Below are 15,768 nucleotides of genomic sequence, written 5' to 3' on the forward strand. Positions count from 1 at the left end.
CCCGGCCCGGGCGGGTGTGGTCAGCCCCGCAGCCGTACCGGCAGCGATTCGACTCCGTACACGATCGACAGCTTGCGGAAGGCGAGTTCCTCCGCCGGTACGGCCAGGCGCATCTCGGGGAAGCGGCGGACCAGGGCGGGGAAGGCGGCGCGCAGTTCCATGCGGGCCAGTTCCGCGCCGATGCAGCGGTGGATGCCGTAGCCGAAGGCGAGATGGCCGCTCGCCCTGCGGTGGGCGTCGAAGCGGCCGCCGTCCGGGGTGAACGCGGCGTCGCGGTTGGCGCCGCTGAGCGAGCAGAGCACCATGTCGCCCTTGGGGATGAGCACACCCGCGATCTCGACGTCCTCGCGGGCGAAGCGCGGGAAGGCCAGCTGGACGACGGTGAGGTAGCGCAGCGCCTCCTCGACGAACGTGGCGGCCGCCGCCTCGTCGTGCGCTATTCGCGCGAAGGCGTCCGGGTCCTGGAGCAGGACGAGGGAGCCGAGCGCCAGCATGCTCGCGGTGGTCTCGAACCCGCCGGTGAGCACACCGTCGGCGAGGCCCGCGAGTTCGTCGTCGCCGACGCTGTCGCCGTGCTCCTTGACGATCATGCCGAGAAGGCCGTCGCCCGGGTTCTCGCGCTGCTTCTTGACGACGTCCCGGAAGTAGGACATGGAGGCGGACATCGCGCCGAACGGGGCGGTGGCTCCGCCAAAGAGGTCGAAACGCTCCATGGCGAGCTGCTGGAAGTCGTTCCGGTCCTCGTACGGCACGCCGAGCAGTTCGCAGATGGTCAGCGAGGGGATGGGCAGCGCGAACGCCTCCACCAGGTCGACGGGCCCGTCGACGGCCTCCATCGCGTCGAGCCGCTCCTCGACGAGGGCGTCGATGCGCGGGGTCAGCCGGCGCAGACGCCGCATGGTGAACTCGGGCGTCAGAATGCGGCGCAGCCGGGTGTGCACCGGGGGATCGCTGAACCCGAGCCCGCCCGGGTGCTGCTCCTCGACGACGCCCGCGTTGCCCGCGAGGTGGGTGAAGTCGTTGCTGAACCCGTCGGTGGAGCCGAGCACGGCCTTGACGGCGTCGTGGCCGGTGACGACCCAGGCGTCCATCCCGAAGGGCAGCGGAACCTTGCTGACCGGCTCCTCCGCCTGCCGTGCGGTCAGCTCGGGCACCGGATCGAGTCCGTCCCGGCGCAGCGGCATGAGCAGTGCGTCGGGCAGCAGCGAGATCGTGCCGGGGCCGATACCGCGTTTCTGGATCCTGGCAAGGTAGGAGCGCCCGAGCCACATGGTGACTCGGGAACGGAGATTTACCCTCAAGGCGGACTCCAAGGACAAGTTGTGCGGCCAGGACACCGGGTACGGACTGAGTGGCTCAGGATAAGTGGCTCAGCGACCCTCCCGATCCGCCAGGGGAGCAGCTCACGAGCAGTTTGCGGCCGCGACCGGCCCGCCCCCGGTCGGCACGCGAAGGCGGAATGTCCGTTCCGGTCCCTGAATCGGCCGGCAGTCCAGCGTTCCCGCGCAGGATGACGGAACTCAACTCGCCCGTCACACAAGCTGATCTACGGTGTCGGTACCGCCGCATCCGACCTGGGAGGAACCCCGTGCGTCTGCGCACCGTCGTCACCGCCGCGACCGCGTCCTTGGCCGTCGCCGCATCCGTGACCGTCACCGATGCGACCGCCGCAGAAAGGGCGCCCGCGCGCGCCCCGCACGCCTGCTCCTCGTCCACGGCCATCGACGGCTTCTACGACGGTCTGGACAAAACGCTGTATCAGGGCACGGTCGTCGGCAATCTGTCCGGTCTGGCCGTGGACACCGACGGCACCGTCGCGGCGCTGTCCGACCGTTCGCAGTTGTTCAGCCTCAAGGCGGGCAAAGGCCCGATGGCCACTCCCGTCCGGGTCGTGCCGCTCGCCGACGAACAGGGCAAGCGGCTCGACTCGGAGGCCGTGGTCGTCGAGCGCGACGGCACCCGCCTGATCACCTCCGAGGTCGAGCCGTCCGTACGCCGCTACGACCGCGACGGCAAGCTCCTGGCCCGTCTGCCCGTCCCCGGCGCGCTGCGGGTCGCCCCGGCCGGACGCGCCGTCTCCAACGCGACGTTCGAGGGCCTCGCCCTGCAGCCCGGTGGCCACACCCTGATCGCCTCGATGGAAGCCCCTCTGTCAGGTGACGGCAAGGACGCGGCCGGTCATTCGCTCGTACGGTTCCAGAGCTGGCACCGGGGCGGCGCGAAGGGCGAGTTCGAGCTCGCCGGGCAGTACGCCTACCCCGTCGAACCGAACGCGGGCGTGTCCGAGATCACCGCGACGGGCGACGGCCGGCTGCTCGTCCTGGAGCGCGGCTTCACCGCGGGCGTCGGCAATGCGATACGCCTCTTCCTCGCCGACCCGCGCGGCGCGAGCAATGTGAGCAAGGTCGAGAACCTGCCGGGCACCGCCAAGGCCATGCGCAAGACCCTGCTCGCCGACCTCGCCGCCTGCCCCTCCCTCGGCGCGACGGCCAAGCAGCCGCAGCCCAACCCGCTGCTCGACAACATCGAGGGCGTGGCCGTCACCGGCCGCACCTGGGACGGCCGGCTGCGGCTGCTCCTGGTCAGCGACGACAACGAGAACCCGGCGCAGATCACCCGCCTCTACTCGCTGACGGTCCGTCTGCCGCGCCACGTGTGATCGCTCGGGCGGGGCTGGATGACCGCGCCCGGCCCCGCGTCCGCCGGACCACGGTGTCACGGGGTGTATTCATTCGCCTATGGCACGTTTTCGACCGGGCAAATACTTCCTACGTCACCTCATTTCGCTCCTCGTGATCCTGCTGGCCGCCGTCGTGGGGGTGTTGCTGTACTTCAACGAGCGCGATGTGCGCCAGCAGGAGCACACCCTGGGCGACCGGCGGGCGACGAACGGCGTGTATGTCGACACCAGCGTCCAGAAGGTCGACCCGGTCGCCCGCGAGCTCACGCTGCGGGTCCTGGTGCTCCCCCAGGGCACGTTGCGGGAGCAGGGCGACCCGTACACCCCGGCGGTCGATCTGAGGGTGGAGACGTCGTCGCTGATCCGGGGCAGCCTCGACTTCAAGGCCGGCCGACAGGTCTCGTACCAGGATGTGAAGGTGAGCCTGGACGGCGGTTCCGTCTCGGACTACCCCTTCGACCGGTACTCGACCTCCATCGGCTTCGCCGCCGAGGCGGCGGGCAAGGAGGTGCCGGTCGCCGTCTCGCTGCGCGACGTGGACGCGTTCTTCAAGCCGACGATCGTCAGCCGCAGCCAGGACCACGGGTTCGTGTCGTTCGAGATCCGGGTCGGCCGCTCGCGGGCCACCTTCATCTGGGCCTGGTTCATGATGTTCATCATGTGGGGGCTCGCCCTCGCGGTGCTCGGCGCCGGCTGGGTGATCATCGACCAGCGCCGGGGGCTCGTCTGGCCGGCGATGGCCTGGATGGCGGCCACCCTTTTCGCTCTGGCCGGCTTCCGCAATGCGGCTCCGGGCAGCCCTCCGGTCGGCTGTCTGCTCGACTACGCGGCGTTCCTGTGGGCCGAGGCGATCATCTCCGCGTGCCTGGTGGCGGTGGCGGTGACCGGCATCATCTCCGAAACGCACCGCCGAACCGACGAGGCCCCGGAGGTACACCCGGACCATCACACGGACAGCCATGGGGCGGGGGATGCGGGGGACGGGGGCGGGCACTGAGTCCGCCTTCAACCGGCCGATTTTCCCGCACAGTTGGGCGACGGAGTGGCCACCCTGACTCCTGACGCCCTGTCATTTCTGACGCCGCATCATTGCCGACGGCGTCCGGCGCGGCGCCAGATCAGCACCATGCCGAGCACCAGAACGATCGCCGCGACGACCACGATCACGCCCTTGACGGCGAAGTCCATGAGCAGGTGGTGAGCCAGGTCGTCGGAGCCGGCCGCGAAGGCGTTCACCGTCGGCCGCCCGGACGCCGGGCGGAGCCGGGTCCGGCCTCGAGGCGCCGGGCGGCCGCGCGCAGGGCCGCCCGCGCCGCGGGCTCGGCAAGGCGCCGGGCCTCGCCGAGGCGGCCGCGACGCCTGAGCACGAGCGCCACGGCGAAGGCCGAAAGGGCCAGCACCACGACCGCGCCCGCGATCAGCGCGAACCTGATGAGCATGAGGTTGAGATACGTCTCCATGGCAGACCTCCGGTCGGACACGTTGTATCACGCTTGTGATAGAAACCAATGTATCACGAGCGTGATACAAAGAGGCATGCCCAAGTACGTGGATCCCGAGGCCCGCCGCCGCGAGGTGGTCGACGCCCTTTTCCGAGTGGTCGTACGCGAAGGGCTGCAGCGGGCCTCGCTGCGCGTCGTCGCGGACGAGGCCGGACTCAACATCGGCTCCCTGCGGCACTACTTCGCCAGTCAGCAGGACCTGATGGAATTCGCGATGCGCTCGATGCTGGAGCGGGTCGGCGGCCGACTGCTGCGCCGGGTGGAGGAGATCGGCACGCTCGCCGAGCACCCTGCGGACGAGCAGCGCCGGCTCGCCGCCGACCTGCTGTGCGAGCTGCTGCCGCTGGACGAGCGCCGCCGCGCGGAGGTCACCGTCTTCATCGACTTCGTCACCGCCGCCCGCACCAACCCGGCGCTCGACGGCCTCGCCCAGGAAGCGGCGGTCGGCGCCCGGAGCCTGGTCCGCCGGATCCTGGCACGCCTCGACGAATCGGGGGCCGTGCGCCCCGGACTCGACCTCGACCAGGAAACCGAGCGGCTCGCCGCGCTCGTCGACGGGCTCGGCCTGGGCGCGGCCCTGCACCCGGACGTGCTCGCGCCCGAGACGGCCGCGAGCGTGCTATACGCCCACCTGGAGAGCCTGCGCCCGCCGGCCGCGTGAAGGGCCGCACAACAGCGCCGCCCCGGCCGGAGGGAATCCGGCCGGGGCGGCGGTGTGCTCAACTCACGTCCCCCATAGGGGAGTTGGGTCAGGCGAGGGTGGCGATGGCCTGGTTCAGGGTGGCCGACGGGCGCATGACCGCGGAGGCCTTGGCCGCGTCCGGGCGGTAGTAGCCGCCGATGTCGACCGGCGAGCCCTGCACCGCGATGAGCTCGTCGACGATGGTCGACTCCTGCTCGGTCAGCGTCTTGGCCAGCGGCGCGAACGCGCCGGCGAGCTGCGCGTCCTCGGTCTGCTTGGCCAGCTCCTGCGCCCAGTACAGGGCGAGGTAGAAGTGGCTGCCGCGGTTGTCGATGCCGCCCAGCTTGCGGCTCGGCGACTTGTCCTCGTTGAGGAAGGTGCCGGTGGCGCGGTCGAGGGTGTCGGCGAGGATCTGGGCGCGCGCGTTGCCCGTGGTCGTCGCGAGGTGCTCGAAGCTGACCGCGAGCGCGAGGAACTCGCCCAGGCTGTCCCAGCGCAGGTAGTTCTCCTTGACCAGCTGCTGGACGTGCTTGGGGGCCGAGCCGCCGGCGCCCGTCTCGAAGAGGCCGCCGCCGTTCATCAGCGGGACGACCGAGAGCATCTTGGCGCTGGTGCCCAGCTCCAGGATCGGGAACAGGTCGGTCAGGTAGTCGCGCAGCACGTTGCCGGTGACCGAGATGGTGTTCTCACCGCGGCGGATGCGCTCCAGGGAGAACGCGGTCGCCTCGACCGGAGACATGATCTCGATCCGCAGACCCTCGGTGTCGTGCCCGGCGAGGTAGGTGCGGACCTTCTCGATGAGGACGGCGTCGTGCGCGCGGCCCTCGTCGAGCCAGAACACGGCCGGGTCGCCGGTGGCGCGGGCGCGGGTGACGGCGAGCTTGACCCAGTCCTGGATGGGCAGGTCCTTGGTCTGGCAGGCGCGGAAGATGTCGCCCTCGGCGACCTCCTGCTCCAGGACCACGTTGCCCGCGGCGTCCACGAGGCGGACGGTGCCCGCGGCCGGGATCTCGAAGGTCTTGTCGTGGCTGCCGTACTCCTCGGCCTTCTGCGCCATCAGGCCGACGTTGGGCACGGAGCCCATGGTGGCCGGGTCGAAGGCGCCGTGCGCACGGCAGTCGTCGATGACGACCTGGTACACGCCCGAGTAGCTGCTGTCCGGGAGCACCGCGAGGGTGTCGGCTTCGGCGCCGTCCGGGCCCCACATGTGGCCGGAGGTACGGATCATGGCCGGCATCGAGGCGTCGACGATGACATCGGACGGCACGTGCAGGTTGGTGATGCCGCGGTCGGAGTCGACCATGGCGAGGGCCGGGCCCTCGGTGAGCTCGGCCTCGAAGGCCGCCTTGATCTCGGCGCCGATGTGCGGCACGCCATCGAGGCCCTTGAGGATGGCGCCGAGGCCGTCGTTCGGGGACAGGCCGGCGGCGACGAGCACGTCACCGTACTTGTCGAACGTCTTCGGGAAGAAGGCGCGCACCACGTGGCCGAAGACGATCGGGTCGGAGACCTTCATCATCGTGGCCTTGAGGTGCACGGAGAACAGCACGCCCTCGGCCTTGGCGCGGGCGATCTGCGCGGTGAGGAACTCGCGCAGCTGGGCCACGCGCATCACGGAGGCGTCGACGACCTCGCCCGCGAGGACCGGTACGGACTCGCGCAGCACGGTGGTGGTGCCGTCGGCGGCCGCGAGCTCGATGCGCAGCGAGCCGTCCTCGGCGATGACCGCGGACTTCTCGGTGGACCGGAAGTCGTTGGCGCCCATGGTGGCGACGTTCGTCTTCGAGTCGGAGGTCCACTTGCCCATGCGGTGCGGGTGGGCCTTGGCGTAGTTCTTGACCGACGCGGGGGCACGGCGGTCGGAGTTGCCCTCGCGCAGGACCGGGTTGACGGCGCTGCCCTTGATCTTGTCGTAGCGCGCGCGGACGTCCTTGTCCTGGTCGCTCTGCGGGTCGTCCGGGTAGTCCGGCAGTGCGTAGCCCTGGCCCTGCAGCTCGGCGACGGCGGCCTTGAGCTGCGGGATGGAGGCCGACACGTTCGGCAGCTTGATGATGTTCGCGTCGGGCGTCTTCGCCAGCTCGCCGAGCTCGGCGAGGGCGTCATCGATCCGCTGGCTCTCCTCGAGGAACTCGGGGAAGCTCGCGATGATGCGCCCCGCGAGGGAGATGTCACGGGTCTCCACAGTGACACCGGCGGTCGAGGCGTACGCCTGGATCACGGGCAGGAACGAATGCGTCGCCAGGGCCGGCGCCTCGTCAGTGTGGGTGTAGATGATGGTCGAGTCAGTCACCGGGTGCTCCGCTCCACGTCTGCAACATTGCTCGACATCAAGATATCTCGTGATCGCCCCGGGTCACGACGGGGGCCCGCACCGAGCCCCGGGCCAGGAGGGCGCGGCGGACAGCGGGGGCTCTCGCTTCGCGGGCGTACGGCGTCCCGGTTCACGGCCGTACGGCGCGCGCCTCGAAGCGGCCCCGGCCCAGCTCTATGACGAAGGAGACCTGCTGCCCCTCGGAGAGCGTCCGGGTCTCCCCCTCGATGTCCTCCCGCCGCACGTAGATGGCGTCGCTCTGCCCCATCGGCACGACGAATCCGTAGCCCTTGTCACGGTCGAAGTACTGAACGATTCCCTCGCACCTCTCGCTCATTGCCTCACTCCTCGGGTGATCGCTTCCACTGCCTCCGTGGGGCCGGGAAGGGGGGAACCGGCTGGGTTCACACAAAGGATTCCGGTTCACAAGGATGAGGACGGGACGCGGCCTCCCGCGCCGGAACAGGGCCTGCCCGCGAGGGGCTCCTGCCGTCCTGGAAAGAGAGCCGTCCTGGAAAGAGAACTGTGCACGCTCGTCCACGGCGCCCGCCACGGCCCGACGCCCGCCGAAGCGGACAAGTTTCCTACCGGTAGGTATACCTCCGTTCGCCGCGTCTGATACCTCCAGGATGCCCCTGTCCGAACGTCCGGAGAAAGGCCTGCTCCGGCTTCGTACGGCGGCCCGGCGTATGGCTCGCATCAATTCCGGCGGGCGGCACATCAGCGGTCCGTCAAGGTAGGGCGCCATATGTGGTGCGAGCCCATAGCGTCCTCCCCCATGGGACGACTGACCACCCGCAATGTGGCGGGACACGGCACCGCACCCCGGCGAGGAGCCGAAGCAGTGGTGTACGACACCACATGGGCCGGCGAGGCCCGCTCGGCGGCGGGCTGCTCGGGAGTGCTGCTGGGCCTGCTCCTGGCCATCGACGCCGGAGCCGGCACCCTCGGTGTCGTACGCGCCGTGCTGTGGGCCGTTCTCGCCGCCCTGCTGTTCGTCGTGCTCTGGCCCGCCCGGGTGTCGGTGGGGCCGGGCAGCCTGGTCTCGCGGGGGCTGCTGCGGCGGACCGAGGTCCGCACCGACCGCCTGGTGTCGGTGCGGTGGTCCGACGGCGTCGCCCAGCGTCTGGTGCTGCGGGACAGCGAAGGCCACCGGGCCGAGCTCGACCCGAAGGTGCTCGTCGCCAATCCCCCGATGTGGCACGTCCTCGACCGGGACGCCCGCACCAGCCTCGACCGGGACGTGCTCCGCTGCGGCGAGACGGCCCTGCGCCAGATGGCGGCCCGAGTCGACCGCGAGACGGCCCGCACGGTCTTCAAGCTCTCCGGCCTCCGGTAGGCGCGGCAGCCGCCGGCGTCGGCGTCGGCGACACCCGGTGTGGTGACGTCCCGTCAGCTCGAAGTGCCCAAGTCTGCGGACCAGTTACGTCGCACTACCGGGGCAATCTCCCGGCTTGGGCAGCCGGACACCGGCCCACCTGCGAGGACGCTCTGCCCATGGGGCAGGATGGCAGCCCGTTCCGTGTGCGTACCGCCCGAACGAGGCTCCAGGCAGCACGGTCTGACAGGCGACAAGGTGACAAAGTGACGACTCATCACATACGGCGATCGACGGCGCCCCTCGCTCAACCCCCGGCTCCTTGGCGCCCGGAGGGTGTCCGTTGAACCGGGGCCTCGTGCTGCACGACTGGGTGGTGGCGTCCATAGCGATGGCCGCGGGCATAGCGGCCGGGCTGCTCCTGCGCGTACTGCTGAGATGGCTGGGCAAGCAGGCGCTGAGAACGCAGTGGACCGGGGACGACATCATCGTCGACGCGCTGCGCACCATCGCACCCTGGGCGGCCACGGTCGCGGGCACGGCGGCGGCGGCCTCGGCACTGCCGCTCACCACGCGAGTCGCGGGCATCGTCAACCATTCGCTGACCGCCCTGCTCATCCTCGTCATCACCCTCACCGCGGCCCGGGTCGTCGCGGGGCTCGTCCAGTCCCTGGCGCAGTCCCGGACCGGGGTGGCCGGCTCGGCCACGATCTTCGTCAACATCACGCGGGTCGTGGTCGTCGCGATGGGCGTCCTGGTCGCCCTCGAAACCATGGGCATCTCCATAGCGCCCCTGCTCACCGCCCTCGGAGTGGGCGGCCTCGCGGTCGCCCTGGCCCTCCAGGACACCCTCGCCAACCTCTTCGCGGGAGTGCACATCCTGGCGTCGAAGACGGTGCAGCCCGGTGACTACATCCGGCTCAGCAGCGGCGAGGAGGGCTATGTCGTCGACATCAACTGGCGCAACACAGTGGTGCGCAACCTGTCGAACAACCTCGTGATCATCCCCAACGGCCGCCTCGCCCGTACGAACATGACCAACTACACGCGCCCGGAACAGGAGTTGACGGTCCTGGTGCAGGCGGGGGTCGGCTACGACAGCGACCTGGAGCACGTCGAGCGGGTGACCCTGGACGTCGCGGACAGCGTGATGGCGGACATCACGGGTGCGCTGCCCGGGCACGAGGCCGCGGTCCGTTTCCATACGTTCGCGGACTCCCGGATCAACTTCACGGTGATTCTGGGAGTGGGCGAGTTCAGCGACCAGTACCGGATCAAGCACGAGTTCATCAAGCGGCTGCACCGGCGGTACCGGGCGGAGGGCATCTCGATCCCCGCTCCGACCCGGACCGTGTCCCTCCAGCACGACCAGCCCGGGCCGTCCTCGCCCTCGTCCCCGGTCTCCTTCCCGCATCAACGCGAGGCCCCGCCCTCGACGCTGTCGGACCCACAGCGCTGAGCACCACCTGAAGGCGGCCTGTGGTGAGGGGGCGTATGTGTGCCGAGCACATGCGTGGGGCGTTCACGTGCCGGGCGTACACACAGAGGCACACGGCACCTGGGCACAGGGCACCGCGGCGGACCGCCCCCAAGCCTTCTAGCCCCGCCCCCGCAGGTCAGCCGCCCTGTCAGTGCCCGGTGGTAGCGTCAGTGTCATGACGCCGGAAGAGCTCGCCAACCTCGTGCACCTGCGCCGAGCGCGGGATCTCATCGACCGGGAGTACGCCAAACCTCTCGACGTGCCGACCATGGCCCAGCACGCGCTCATGTCGCCGGCGCACTTCTCGCGGCAGTTCCGGGCCGCCTATGGGGAGACCCCGTACAGCTATCTCATGACCCGCCGGATCGAGCGGGCGATGGCGCTGTTGCGTGAGGGGATGAGCGTGACCGACGCGTGCATGGCGGTCGGCTGTACGTCGCTGGGTTCGTTCAGCTCTCGGTTCACCGAGGTGGTGGGCGAGACGCCGAGCGCGTACCGCAGCCGGGGTCACGATGCGGTCGCGGCGATGCCCGCCTGCGTGGCGAAGGTGCGCACCCGGCCGAGCAGAAATCCTCCGAGCGCACCGAGCAGAATTCGAGAAGCGGGCGACAACGCCGCCGCCTAACGTTGACGGCATGACCATCGCACTCCAGTACTGCCACATCACCGTCAACGACGTGGACGAGTCGCTCGGCTTCTACCGCGACGCGCTCGGCCTCGAAGTGCGCAACGACGTCGCGTCCGGCGGATTCCGCTGGGTCACCCTCGGCAGCCCGACCCAGCCGGGGCTCGAGATCGTCCTCTCGGAGCCGCACGCCGGCCGTTCCCAGGCCGACGGCGACGCCATGCAGGAGTTGCTCACCAAGGGTGTACTGCCGATGTGGGTCTTCAGGACGGACGATCTCGACGCGACCTTCGAAAAGGTACGGGCCTCGGGCGCCGAGGTACTCCAGGAGCCCATCGACCAGCCCTGGGGCCCGCGCGACTGCGGCTTCCGCGACCCCTCCGGCAACCTGATCAAGATCCAGCAGGAGGCCAAGGCGTAGGGCGGCTCGGTCGGCAGGCTTCGCTCCGGGCCGAGGCGGCTTCACCCTCGCGCGGGCGTCGGGGGCGCCTGCAAGCCGGCCGGATCAAGAAAGTGGCCGGGCGGTGCGCGGGACAACCGCCGCTACCGGAAGCGTTTCGCGCCGGCGCCGGATCACCGAGACGGCACCGGCGACGAGCCCGGCGCCCGCCAGCGGCAGGCCGAAGTACTCGCCGCCGACGACCACTTGGTAGGCGGCACCGTCGGGTCCGAACTCGTCCGGCCTGTAGAGCCGCCCCTTCCACAGTCCGTGCGAGGCGACCCGGCCGATCTCGAAGCCGTTTCCGCCGGAACTGCCGCCCGCTCCACGGGACTTGAGGCTCGGATCCCGGTTCGGGTCGCAGTGGAACGGGCCGGTGCGGAGGCCGGAGTCCAGGGGATCGGTCCAGCTGACGGTGCAGCTGCCGTCGGGACGCTCGGACAGCACGGTCAGATCGACGAGCGGGTCGTCCTGGGAGGACGTCTGCGCGTACGCCCCCAATGTGAACAGCGCCGCACCGGCCACCACCACCCACCGGAACAGACCGATCCGCCGCCCCGGCCGGGCCGGGGGTGCCCCAGGGTCCGCCCTCGGCGCCGGAGCGGGGACCGGCCCCGTCCATACGCCCTCGGCCGTGGCAGCCCCGGCCAGCCTGTCCCGCAGGCGGGCGCTGCGTATGGGCGTAGTCCACACCAGCTCCCCGCTGCCGGGCCGCATCGTGACCCCCGGCGAGCCGGGGGCGCCGCACCACCAGAGCACCCCGTCGGACCCGGGTCCGACGGCATCGTGGCGCAGGCGGGTCACGACCGCGGCCAGCGGACGCAGCTCGCCACGCTCAGGATCGGCTAGAACCACGGCGATCGCCTGCCGGGGTCGGGGCACCACGACCGCGCGGTACGCCGTCCAGGGCGCCGACGCCAGCGCCCGCCGCATCCGTCCGGCGACCGAGAGCGCCCCGATGCCGATCCCGAACATGGCCACACCCAGCGCGACGAGGATGCTCACGAGCGCACCCGGCGGATGGCGTACAACGACGGCGAGCACCACCGCGAAGGCCACTGATCCGGCACCGCCCCCGACGCATCGCCAGGCCCTGGCCCGGTAATGCCTCAATGCCTGCCGGGTTTCGTCCAGTTGGAGCGCGCTGCTGTGGGACACGGTGCTGACGGCAGATCTGTGGGCGCCCCTCATGGGTGACGGTTCCGATCGCTCCGGGCCTGTGGCCGCCGAGATTAGCCCGCCCACCGTCCACCCGGAAGCCATCGGACAACCGGCGGCGCCGGGCTGTGGCACACCTTCGGCCCGGCCGTCTCACCGGCCGACCAGCCTGCGAAGGAGTTCCAGACCGGCCGGCCAATCTCCGAGACCACTGGCGGCATTGATGTGGCCGCGGTTTTCCATCGGGTGGTGCTGCGCCTGCCAGTCGCGCGCGAACGAGGTGGCCGTCTTCGGGTCGCAGTAGGGGTCGTCGTCGCTCGCCACCAGCACGCTCGGGCACGGCAAGGGGCGGGCGGACAAGTCCAGAAAGGTGGATGCGGCCTGACGTGGGAAGGCCGCCCCTCGCGGGTCGGGAGGGGCGACCAGGAACGCCACCACCCCGTCGGGCCGCGCCCGGGCCAGCCACTGCGCGGCCGCCCAGCAGCCCAGGCTGTGGGCGACCAACGCCACCTGGCGCTCGCGCCGCGAGGCGGTCTCGTAGGCGGTCTGGACCGCGGCGACCCAGTCGGGCAGCTCCGGCCGGCTCCATGAGGCCGGCGCGATCCGGACCGCCGAGGCCCCCCACCGCTTCTCCCACCGGCTCTGCCAGTGCCGCTCGTCCGAACCGTCGATCCCGGGGATGACGACGTACGCGACCATCGCCTACCGTCCTTCCATTCGTGGCCCTCGCACCTGGCGGGCCTGCCCTGCGGTGATTCTCGATGGACCGGCGGTGGCAGCCGGGCCCAGCAAGTGATCTCAAAGAAAGTGGCGGTGACAACGATGGAATCACTCGACGAGATCGACCTCTCCATCCTGGAACTGCTCCAGGCCGACGGCCGGCTCACCGGCGCCGAGGTCGGCCGCCGGGTCGGGCTCTCGCAGCCGGCGGCCAGTGCCCGCATCCAGCGCCTGGAGAAAAGCGGGATCATCACCGGCTACCGCGCCGTCGTCGCCCCGGCCGCGGTAGGGCTGAACATCCACGCCGTCGTCCGGCTTCGCACCACTCACGCACAGCTGTCCCAGGCACTCACCTTGGCCGCCCACATTCCCGAGGTCGTCTCGACCCTGCGAATAACCGGCGAGGACTGTCTGCTGTTCGACGTGCACTGTTCCCACGCCGAACGCCTTGAGCAAGTCGTGGACGCCCTCGCCCGCCACGGCCCCGTCACCACCTCCCTCGTCCTGCGCAGCTATCCACCCAAATCGCTGCCGACGGGTAAGGCACCCACTCCCCGGCCCGAGGCCCGCGGCCCGGTGTCGTAGGGCCCGACCGCACACTCGGCGCCCGAAGTGTGGTGCCCCACCACATATCCGGCTGGCCAGCGCATTCCTACGGTGTGGCAACACGTATCGTCCCCGCCCACCGCCCGGAAGTGGTACCCATGGCCGCCTCTGCAACCGCTCCCCCACCCGCCACCAACCTCAAGCGCATCGTCGCCGCCAGCCTGATTGGCACCACCATCGAGTGGTAGCCGCGAGCCTGTTTCAGCCCGGGGGCATCCTGCCGCTCCCTACAGAACCGCGCCAGGTCTCCTGGATCTTCTCGAACGAACTCAGTAGCCCGCCGTCCCGCACCACGGGCCGCAGGACGTCGGTGTCGCTCGCGCGCATCCGGAGCACATCCGCCGGTCGCAGTGTCAGCGGGAGTGGTTCAGCATGCGCGTCGAGCCACTCCCGCTGCCCCAGTTCGTTGGCCAGCCGCAGTAGCCCGATGACCAGCCCTGGTTCCCACTCATCCGCGGGCACCGCCTCGAGCATGGCACGCAGTGAAGCCGCGCTCGCCCATGCTGTGACGCTTGCCCCGGCGCGCTCGGTGGGGCCGCAGGCGGTGACACAGCCTGGTCCGGGAACCGGGGGCCGCACCGCGATCAGTCCGGCCACCGACAGCCGTCCCGAGCAGCGCCCGATGACCGGCACGACGCACCGTCGATATACCCGTGAACAACGGATGCGCCAACACCGCCCGATCGACCATGCCCTTCACCACGAGGGGCATGCCCACCCGCTATCACGCACCAACTCGTTAGTGCCCGGCAGGGGCGGGGACGGAGAAGCGAATCCCGTAGCGCTTCTCCATGGTGGCGATCCGGTCGGGCAGGCTGGTGCGGATCTGCGCCAGCTCGTCCTTGTGTTCGGCGACGAACTGCTCCCGCGCCTTCGCGCGCAGCGGTTCGCGCGCCGCCTCGACCGGCTTCATGCAGGTCGCGTAGATCGCTCCGAGCCGGCGGTCCTCCGCCTTCATGGCGTCGCGGTCGTCGATCTCCTGGATCTTCTTGTCGACCCCGTTGAAGAAGTCGTTCTCGTCCTTCGCCTGCACACCCTTGTCCGCCAGGCAGCCCGTGAGGGTCTTGCGTGCGGACACGACGGCGTCCTGCGTCTCCAATGGGGCGAGCCCGCCCAGCCAGCGAGAGAACAACGGACCGTAGACGGACTGGAGCTCGGCGGCCGCCGCATCGCCCTTCTGACCGCAGCTTTGCACCAGCGCGCTGTCCGGCGCCGCACCACCAGCGGAGGAGACCTGCTCGCCCGGGACCGTGCCGGAAGTGAAGCCGTTGTGCGCGATGGTCTCCAGGTCCGGAATCTCGAACAGCCGCCCGAACATGGCCGGAGGTGCGTCGGGCAGCTGAGCATGTACCGACGTGAAGCAGGCTCGTACGGTCTTCGACCGGATCAGGCTGGTGAAGCCTTCGAGCCCTTGGGTGAGCCGGGTGTCCGCGCCGCTGGCGGGCAGCACCATGGGCGTGACGTCCTGCGGCAGGCCGTACGACACCGCCGTGGTGGGCTCGGCGGCGGGCGCGGAGGTGTCAGAACGAGTGGGGGCGTCGTCCGCCGGCGCCGAGCAGCCGGACGACAGGGTCAGGAACGTGCCGACGAGCACCGCTCCAAGAGCGCCGAACGAACGGGGGCGGCGGGAGTGCCGGGCGGGGCGGGACATGTCCGCCTACCTCCGATGACGAGGGTGGACCGGATGCGCGGGCCGTGCCTGCCGGACGAGGTTTCCCGGCAGGCAGGCACGGCGCGAGATCAGTGAACGATGGTGACCTGGTCGCCAGGGTTGCGGCTGATCACGGTGAACTGGGTGCCCGGGGTCAGGTCCGTGACCAGAGCGAAGTAGGAGTTGTTGATGTCGTGGTAGCCGTTTTCCATCTGGACATAGCCCCTGGACCCTGGCTGCCAGCCCACAGAGCTCGACTTGCGGTACATGCCCATGTACTGGGAGAACTGGGCGCCGGGGGCGGCCTGTGACCAAGACACGTTGAGGTCGTGGCAAGGCGAGTCGGCCTTGGTCGCGACCATGGCACCGTTCGTGGTCGTTCCCGGGCTCCTCAGCCAGGTCGAGACGCATCCGGAGGCGGAAGCGGTGGGCGCCAGAGCGACCAGGGAGGCGGCAGTTATGCCGACGACGGTCAGCGCGGAAAGCGACTTCTTCACAAGAAACCCGATCTATACGAGTACAGCAGGCCCGGTCACACTGACGGGCCAAACGCTGGGCACAATAGCAACTCACCGCCCTGACCTGCACATTCGCAC

At 70.2% G+C, this 15,768-nt stretch carries 18 protein-coding genes and 1 pseudogene; 8 read left to right on the top strand and 11 right to left on the bottom strand.

What is annotated here, in order from left to right; translation table 11 throughout:
* Nucleotides 1-20: 20 nt before the first annotated feature.
* Entirely contained in the window at nt 21-1,271 is a 1,251-nt protein-coding gene (locus tag IE206_RS03765) for a cytochrome P450 (protein ID WP_189960789.1), read from the bottom strand.
* A gap of 317 nt (nt 1,272-1,588) precedes the next feature.
* Between IE206_RS03765 and IE206_RS03770 the strand changes: the two genes are divergently transcribed.
* Both IE206_RS03770 and IE206_RS03775 read left to right on the top strand, forming a co-directional pair.
* Entirely contained in the window at nt 1,589-2,659 is a 1,071-nt protein-coding gene (locus IE206_RS03770; RefSeq protein ID WP_189960414.1) for an esterase-like activity of phytase family protein, read from the top strand.
* A gap of 79 nt (nt 2,660-2,738) precedes the next feature.
* On the top strand, nt 2,739-3,677 hold the full coding sequence (locus tag IE206_RS03775; protein ID WP_189960415.1) for a DUF4436 family protein: 939 nt from the start codon (nt 2,739-2,741) through the stop codon (nt 3,675-3,677).
* Nucleotides 3,678-3,766: 89 nt separating this feature from the next.
* Here IE206_RS03775 and IE206_RS03780 read toward each other — a convergent pair whose 3' ends face one another.
* Both IE206_RS03780 and IE206_RS03785 read right to left on the bottom strand, forming a co-directional pair.
* Entirely contained in the window at nt 3,767-3,916 is a 150-nt protein-coding gene (locus tag IE206_RS03780; RefSeq protein WP_189960416.1) for a hypothetical protein, read from the bottom strand.
* Nucleotides 3,913-4,140 (bottom strand): hypothetical protein, encoded by a 228-nt coding sequence (locus tag IE206_RS03785; RefSeq protein ID WP_189960417.1) that lies wholly within the window; start codon nt 4,138-4,140, stop codon nt 3,913-3,915. The genes IE206_RS03780 and IE206_RS03785 overlap by 4 nt, the downstream gene beginning before the upstream one ends.
* A 76-nt stretch (nt 4,141-4,216) precedes the next feature.
* On the opposite strand from IE206_RS03785, the gene IE206_RS03790 reads away from it, so the two are divergent.
* Nucleotides 4,217-4,843, top strand: coding sequence for a TetR/AcrR family transcriptional regulator (locus IE206_RS03790; protein WP_189960418.1), 627 nt, complete (start codon nt 4,217-4,219; stop codon nt 4,841-4,843).
* An 88-nt stretch (nt 4,844-4,931) separates the two neighbouring features.
* Here IE206_RS03790 and IE206_RS03795 read toward each other — a convergent pair whose 3' ends face one another.
* Both IE206_RS03795 and IE206_RS03800 read right to left on the bottom strand, forming a co-directional pair.
* Nucleotides 4,932-7,154 (bottom strand): NADP-dependent isocitrate dehydrogenase, encoded by a 2,223-nt coding sequence (locus tag IE206_RS03795; RefSeq protein WP_189960419.1) that lies wholly within the window; start codon nt 7,152-7,154, stop codon nt 4,932-4,934.
* 151 nt (nt 7,155-7,305) lie between these two features.
* Entirely contained in the window at nt 7,306-7,512 is a 207-nt protein-coding gene (locus tag IE206_RS03800; RefSeq protein WP_189960420.1) for a cold shock domain-containing protein, read from the bottom strand.
* Between the two features lie 441 nt (nt 7,513-7,953).
* Between IE206_RS03800 and IE206_RS03805 the strand changes: the two genes are divergently transcribed.
* The 4 genes from IE206_RS03805 to IE206_RS03820 all read left to right on the top strand — a co-directional run bounded on the left by IE206_RS03805 (nt 7,954) and on the right by IE206_RS03820 (nt 11,019).
* The gene (locus IE206_RS03805) at nt 7,954-8,514 is read left to right on the top strand and encodes a hypothetical protein (RefSeq protein WP_226598705.1); all 561 of its coding nucleotides are present in this window, start codon (nt 7,954-7,956) and stop codon (nt 8,512-8,514) included.
* A gap of 322 nt (nt 8,515-8,836) precedes the next feature.
* Entirely contained in the window at nt 8,837-9,952 is a 1,116-nt protein-coding gene (locus IE206_RS03810) for a mechanosensitive ion channel family protein (protein WP_189960421.1), read from the top strand.
* A gap of 196 nt (nt 9,953-10,148) precedes the next feature.
* Complete coding sequence (locus IE206_RS03815; protein WP_189960422.1) at nt 10,149-10,598, top strand: helix-turn-helix transcriptional regulator; 450 nt, start codon at nt 10,149-10,151, stop codon at nt 10,596-10,598.
* 10 nt (nt 10,599-10,608) lie between these two features.
* The gene (locus tag IE206_RS03820; RefSeq protein WP_189960423.1) at nt 10,609-11,019 is read left to right on the top strand and encodes a VOC family protein; all 411 of its coding nucleotides are present in this window, start codon (nt 10,609-10,611) and stop codon (nt 11,017-11,019) included.
* An 84-nt stretch (nt 11,020-11,103) separates the two neighbouring features.
* Here the strand turns inward: IE206_RS03820 and IE206_RS03825 are convergent, their stop codons facing one another.
* Nucleotides 11,104-12,195 carry a hypothetical protein gene (locus IE206_RS03825; RefSeq protein ID WP_189960424.1) on the bottom strand — a complete coding sequence of 364 codons (1,092 nt, stop codon included), beginning with the start codon at nt 12,193-12,195 and terminating at the stop codon, nt 11,104-11,106.
* Between the two features lie 153 nt (nt 12,196-12,348).
* Nucleotides 12,349-12,894 carry an RBBP9/YdeN family alpha/beta hydrolase gene (locus IE206_RS03830; protein ID WP_189960425.1) on the bottom strand — a complete coding sequence of 182 codons (546 nt, stop codon included), beginning with the start codon at nt 12,892-12,894 and terminating at the stop codon, nt 12,349-12,351.
* 123 nt (nt 12,895-13,017) lie between these two features.
* Here IE206_RS03830 and IE206_RS03835 point away from each other — a divergent pair, with 123 nt between their 5' ends.
* Nucleotides 13,018-13,500: an Lrp/AsnC family transcriptional regulator gene (locus IE206_RS03835; RefSeq protein WP_189960791.1), complete on the top strand. Its 483-nt coding sequence runs from the start codon at nt 13,018-13,020 to the stop codon at nt 13,498-13,500.
* 222 nt (nt 13,501-13,722) lie between these two features.
* On the opposite strand, the gene IE206_RS03840 is transcribed toward IE206_RS03835, so the two are convergent.
* The 4 genes and pseudogenes from IE206_RS03840 to IE206_RS03850 form a co-directional block, all read right to left on the bottom strand.
* On the bottom strand, nt 13,723-13,995 hold the full coding sequence (locus IE206_RS03840) for a hypothetical protein (RefSeq protein ID WP_189960426.1): 273 nt from the start codon (nt 13,993-13,995) through the stop codon (nt 13,723-13,725).
* Between the two features lie 4 nt (nt 13,996-13,999).
* Nucleotides 14,000-14,154, bottom strand: a pseudogene (locus IE206_RS43820) (IS630 family transposase); the annotation flags it as partial.
* A gap of 106 nt (nt 14,155-14,260) precedes the next feature.
* Nucleotides 14,261-15,172, bottom strand: a complete 912-nt coding sequence (locus tag IE206_RS03845) for a hypothetical protein (protein WP_189960427.1) — start codon at nt 15,170-15,172, stop codon at nt 14,261-14,263.
* Nucleotides 15,173-15,261: 89 nt separating this feature from the next.
* Complete coding sequence (locus IE206_RS03850; RefSeq protein ID WP_189960428.1) at nt 15,262-15,669, bottom strand: hypothetical protein; 408 nt, start codon at nt 15,667-15,669, stop codon at nt 15,262-15,264.
* Nucleotides 15,670-15,768 lie beyond the last annotated feature (99 nt).

This window comes from Streptomyces violascens, from assembly GCF_014649955.1.
Lineage (GTDB): Bacteria > Actinomycetota > Actinomycetes > Streptomycetales > Streptomycetaceae > Streptomyces > Streptomyces violascens.

Bases quoted from the DNA above. Each gene is read 5' to 3' on its own strand.
- IE206_RS03775 (WP_189960415.1), top strand. From the start codon at position 2,739: ATGGCACGTTTTCGACCGGGCAAATACTTCCTACGTCACCTCATTTCG.
- IE206_RS03840 (WP_189960426.1), bottom strand. From the start codon at position 13,995: ATGCTCGAGGCGGTGCCCGCGGATGAGTGGGAACCAGGGCTGGTCATC.
- IE206_RS03800 (WP_189960420.1), bottom strand. From the start codon at position 7,512: ATGAGCGAGAGGTGCGAGGGAATCGTTCAGTACTTCGACCGTGACAAG.
- IE206_RS03790 (WP_189960418.1), top strand. From the start codon at position 4,217: ATGCCCAAGTACGTGGATCCCGAGGCCCGCCGCCGCGAGGTGGTCGAC.
- IE206_RS03815 (WP_189960422.1), top strand. From the start codon at position 10,149: ATGACGCCGGAAGAGCTCGCCAACCTCGTGCACCTGCGCCGAGCGCGG.
- IE206_RS03805 (WP_226598705.1), top strand. From the start codon at position 7,954: ATGGGACGACTGACCACCCGCAATGTGGCGGGACACGGCACCGCACCC.
- IE206_RS03765 (WP_189960789.1), bottom strand. From the start codon at position 1,271: ATGTGGCTCGGGCGCTCCTACCTTGCCAGGATCCAGAAACGCGGTATC.
- IE206_RS03830 (WP_189960425.1), bottom strand. From the start codon at position 12,894: ATGGTCGCGTACGTCGTCATCCCCGGGATCGACGGTTCGGACGAGCGG.
- IE206_RS03845 (WP_189960427.1), bottom strand. From the start codon at position 15,172: ATGTCCCGCCCCGCCCGGCACTCCCGCCGCCCCCGTTCGTTCGGCGCT.
- IE206_RS03835 (WP_189960791.1), top strand. From the start codon at position 13,018: ATGGAATCACTCGACGAGATCGACCTCTCCATCCTGGAACTGCTCCAG.
- IE206_RS03785 (WP_189960417.1), bottom strand. From the start codon at position 4,140: ATGGAGACGTATCTCAACCTCATGCTCATCAGGTTCGCGCTGATCGCG.
- IE206_RS03820 (WP_189960423.1), top strand. From the start codon at position 10,609: ATGACCATCGCACTCCAGTACTGCCACATCACCGTCAACGACGTGGAC.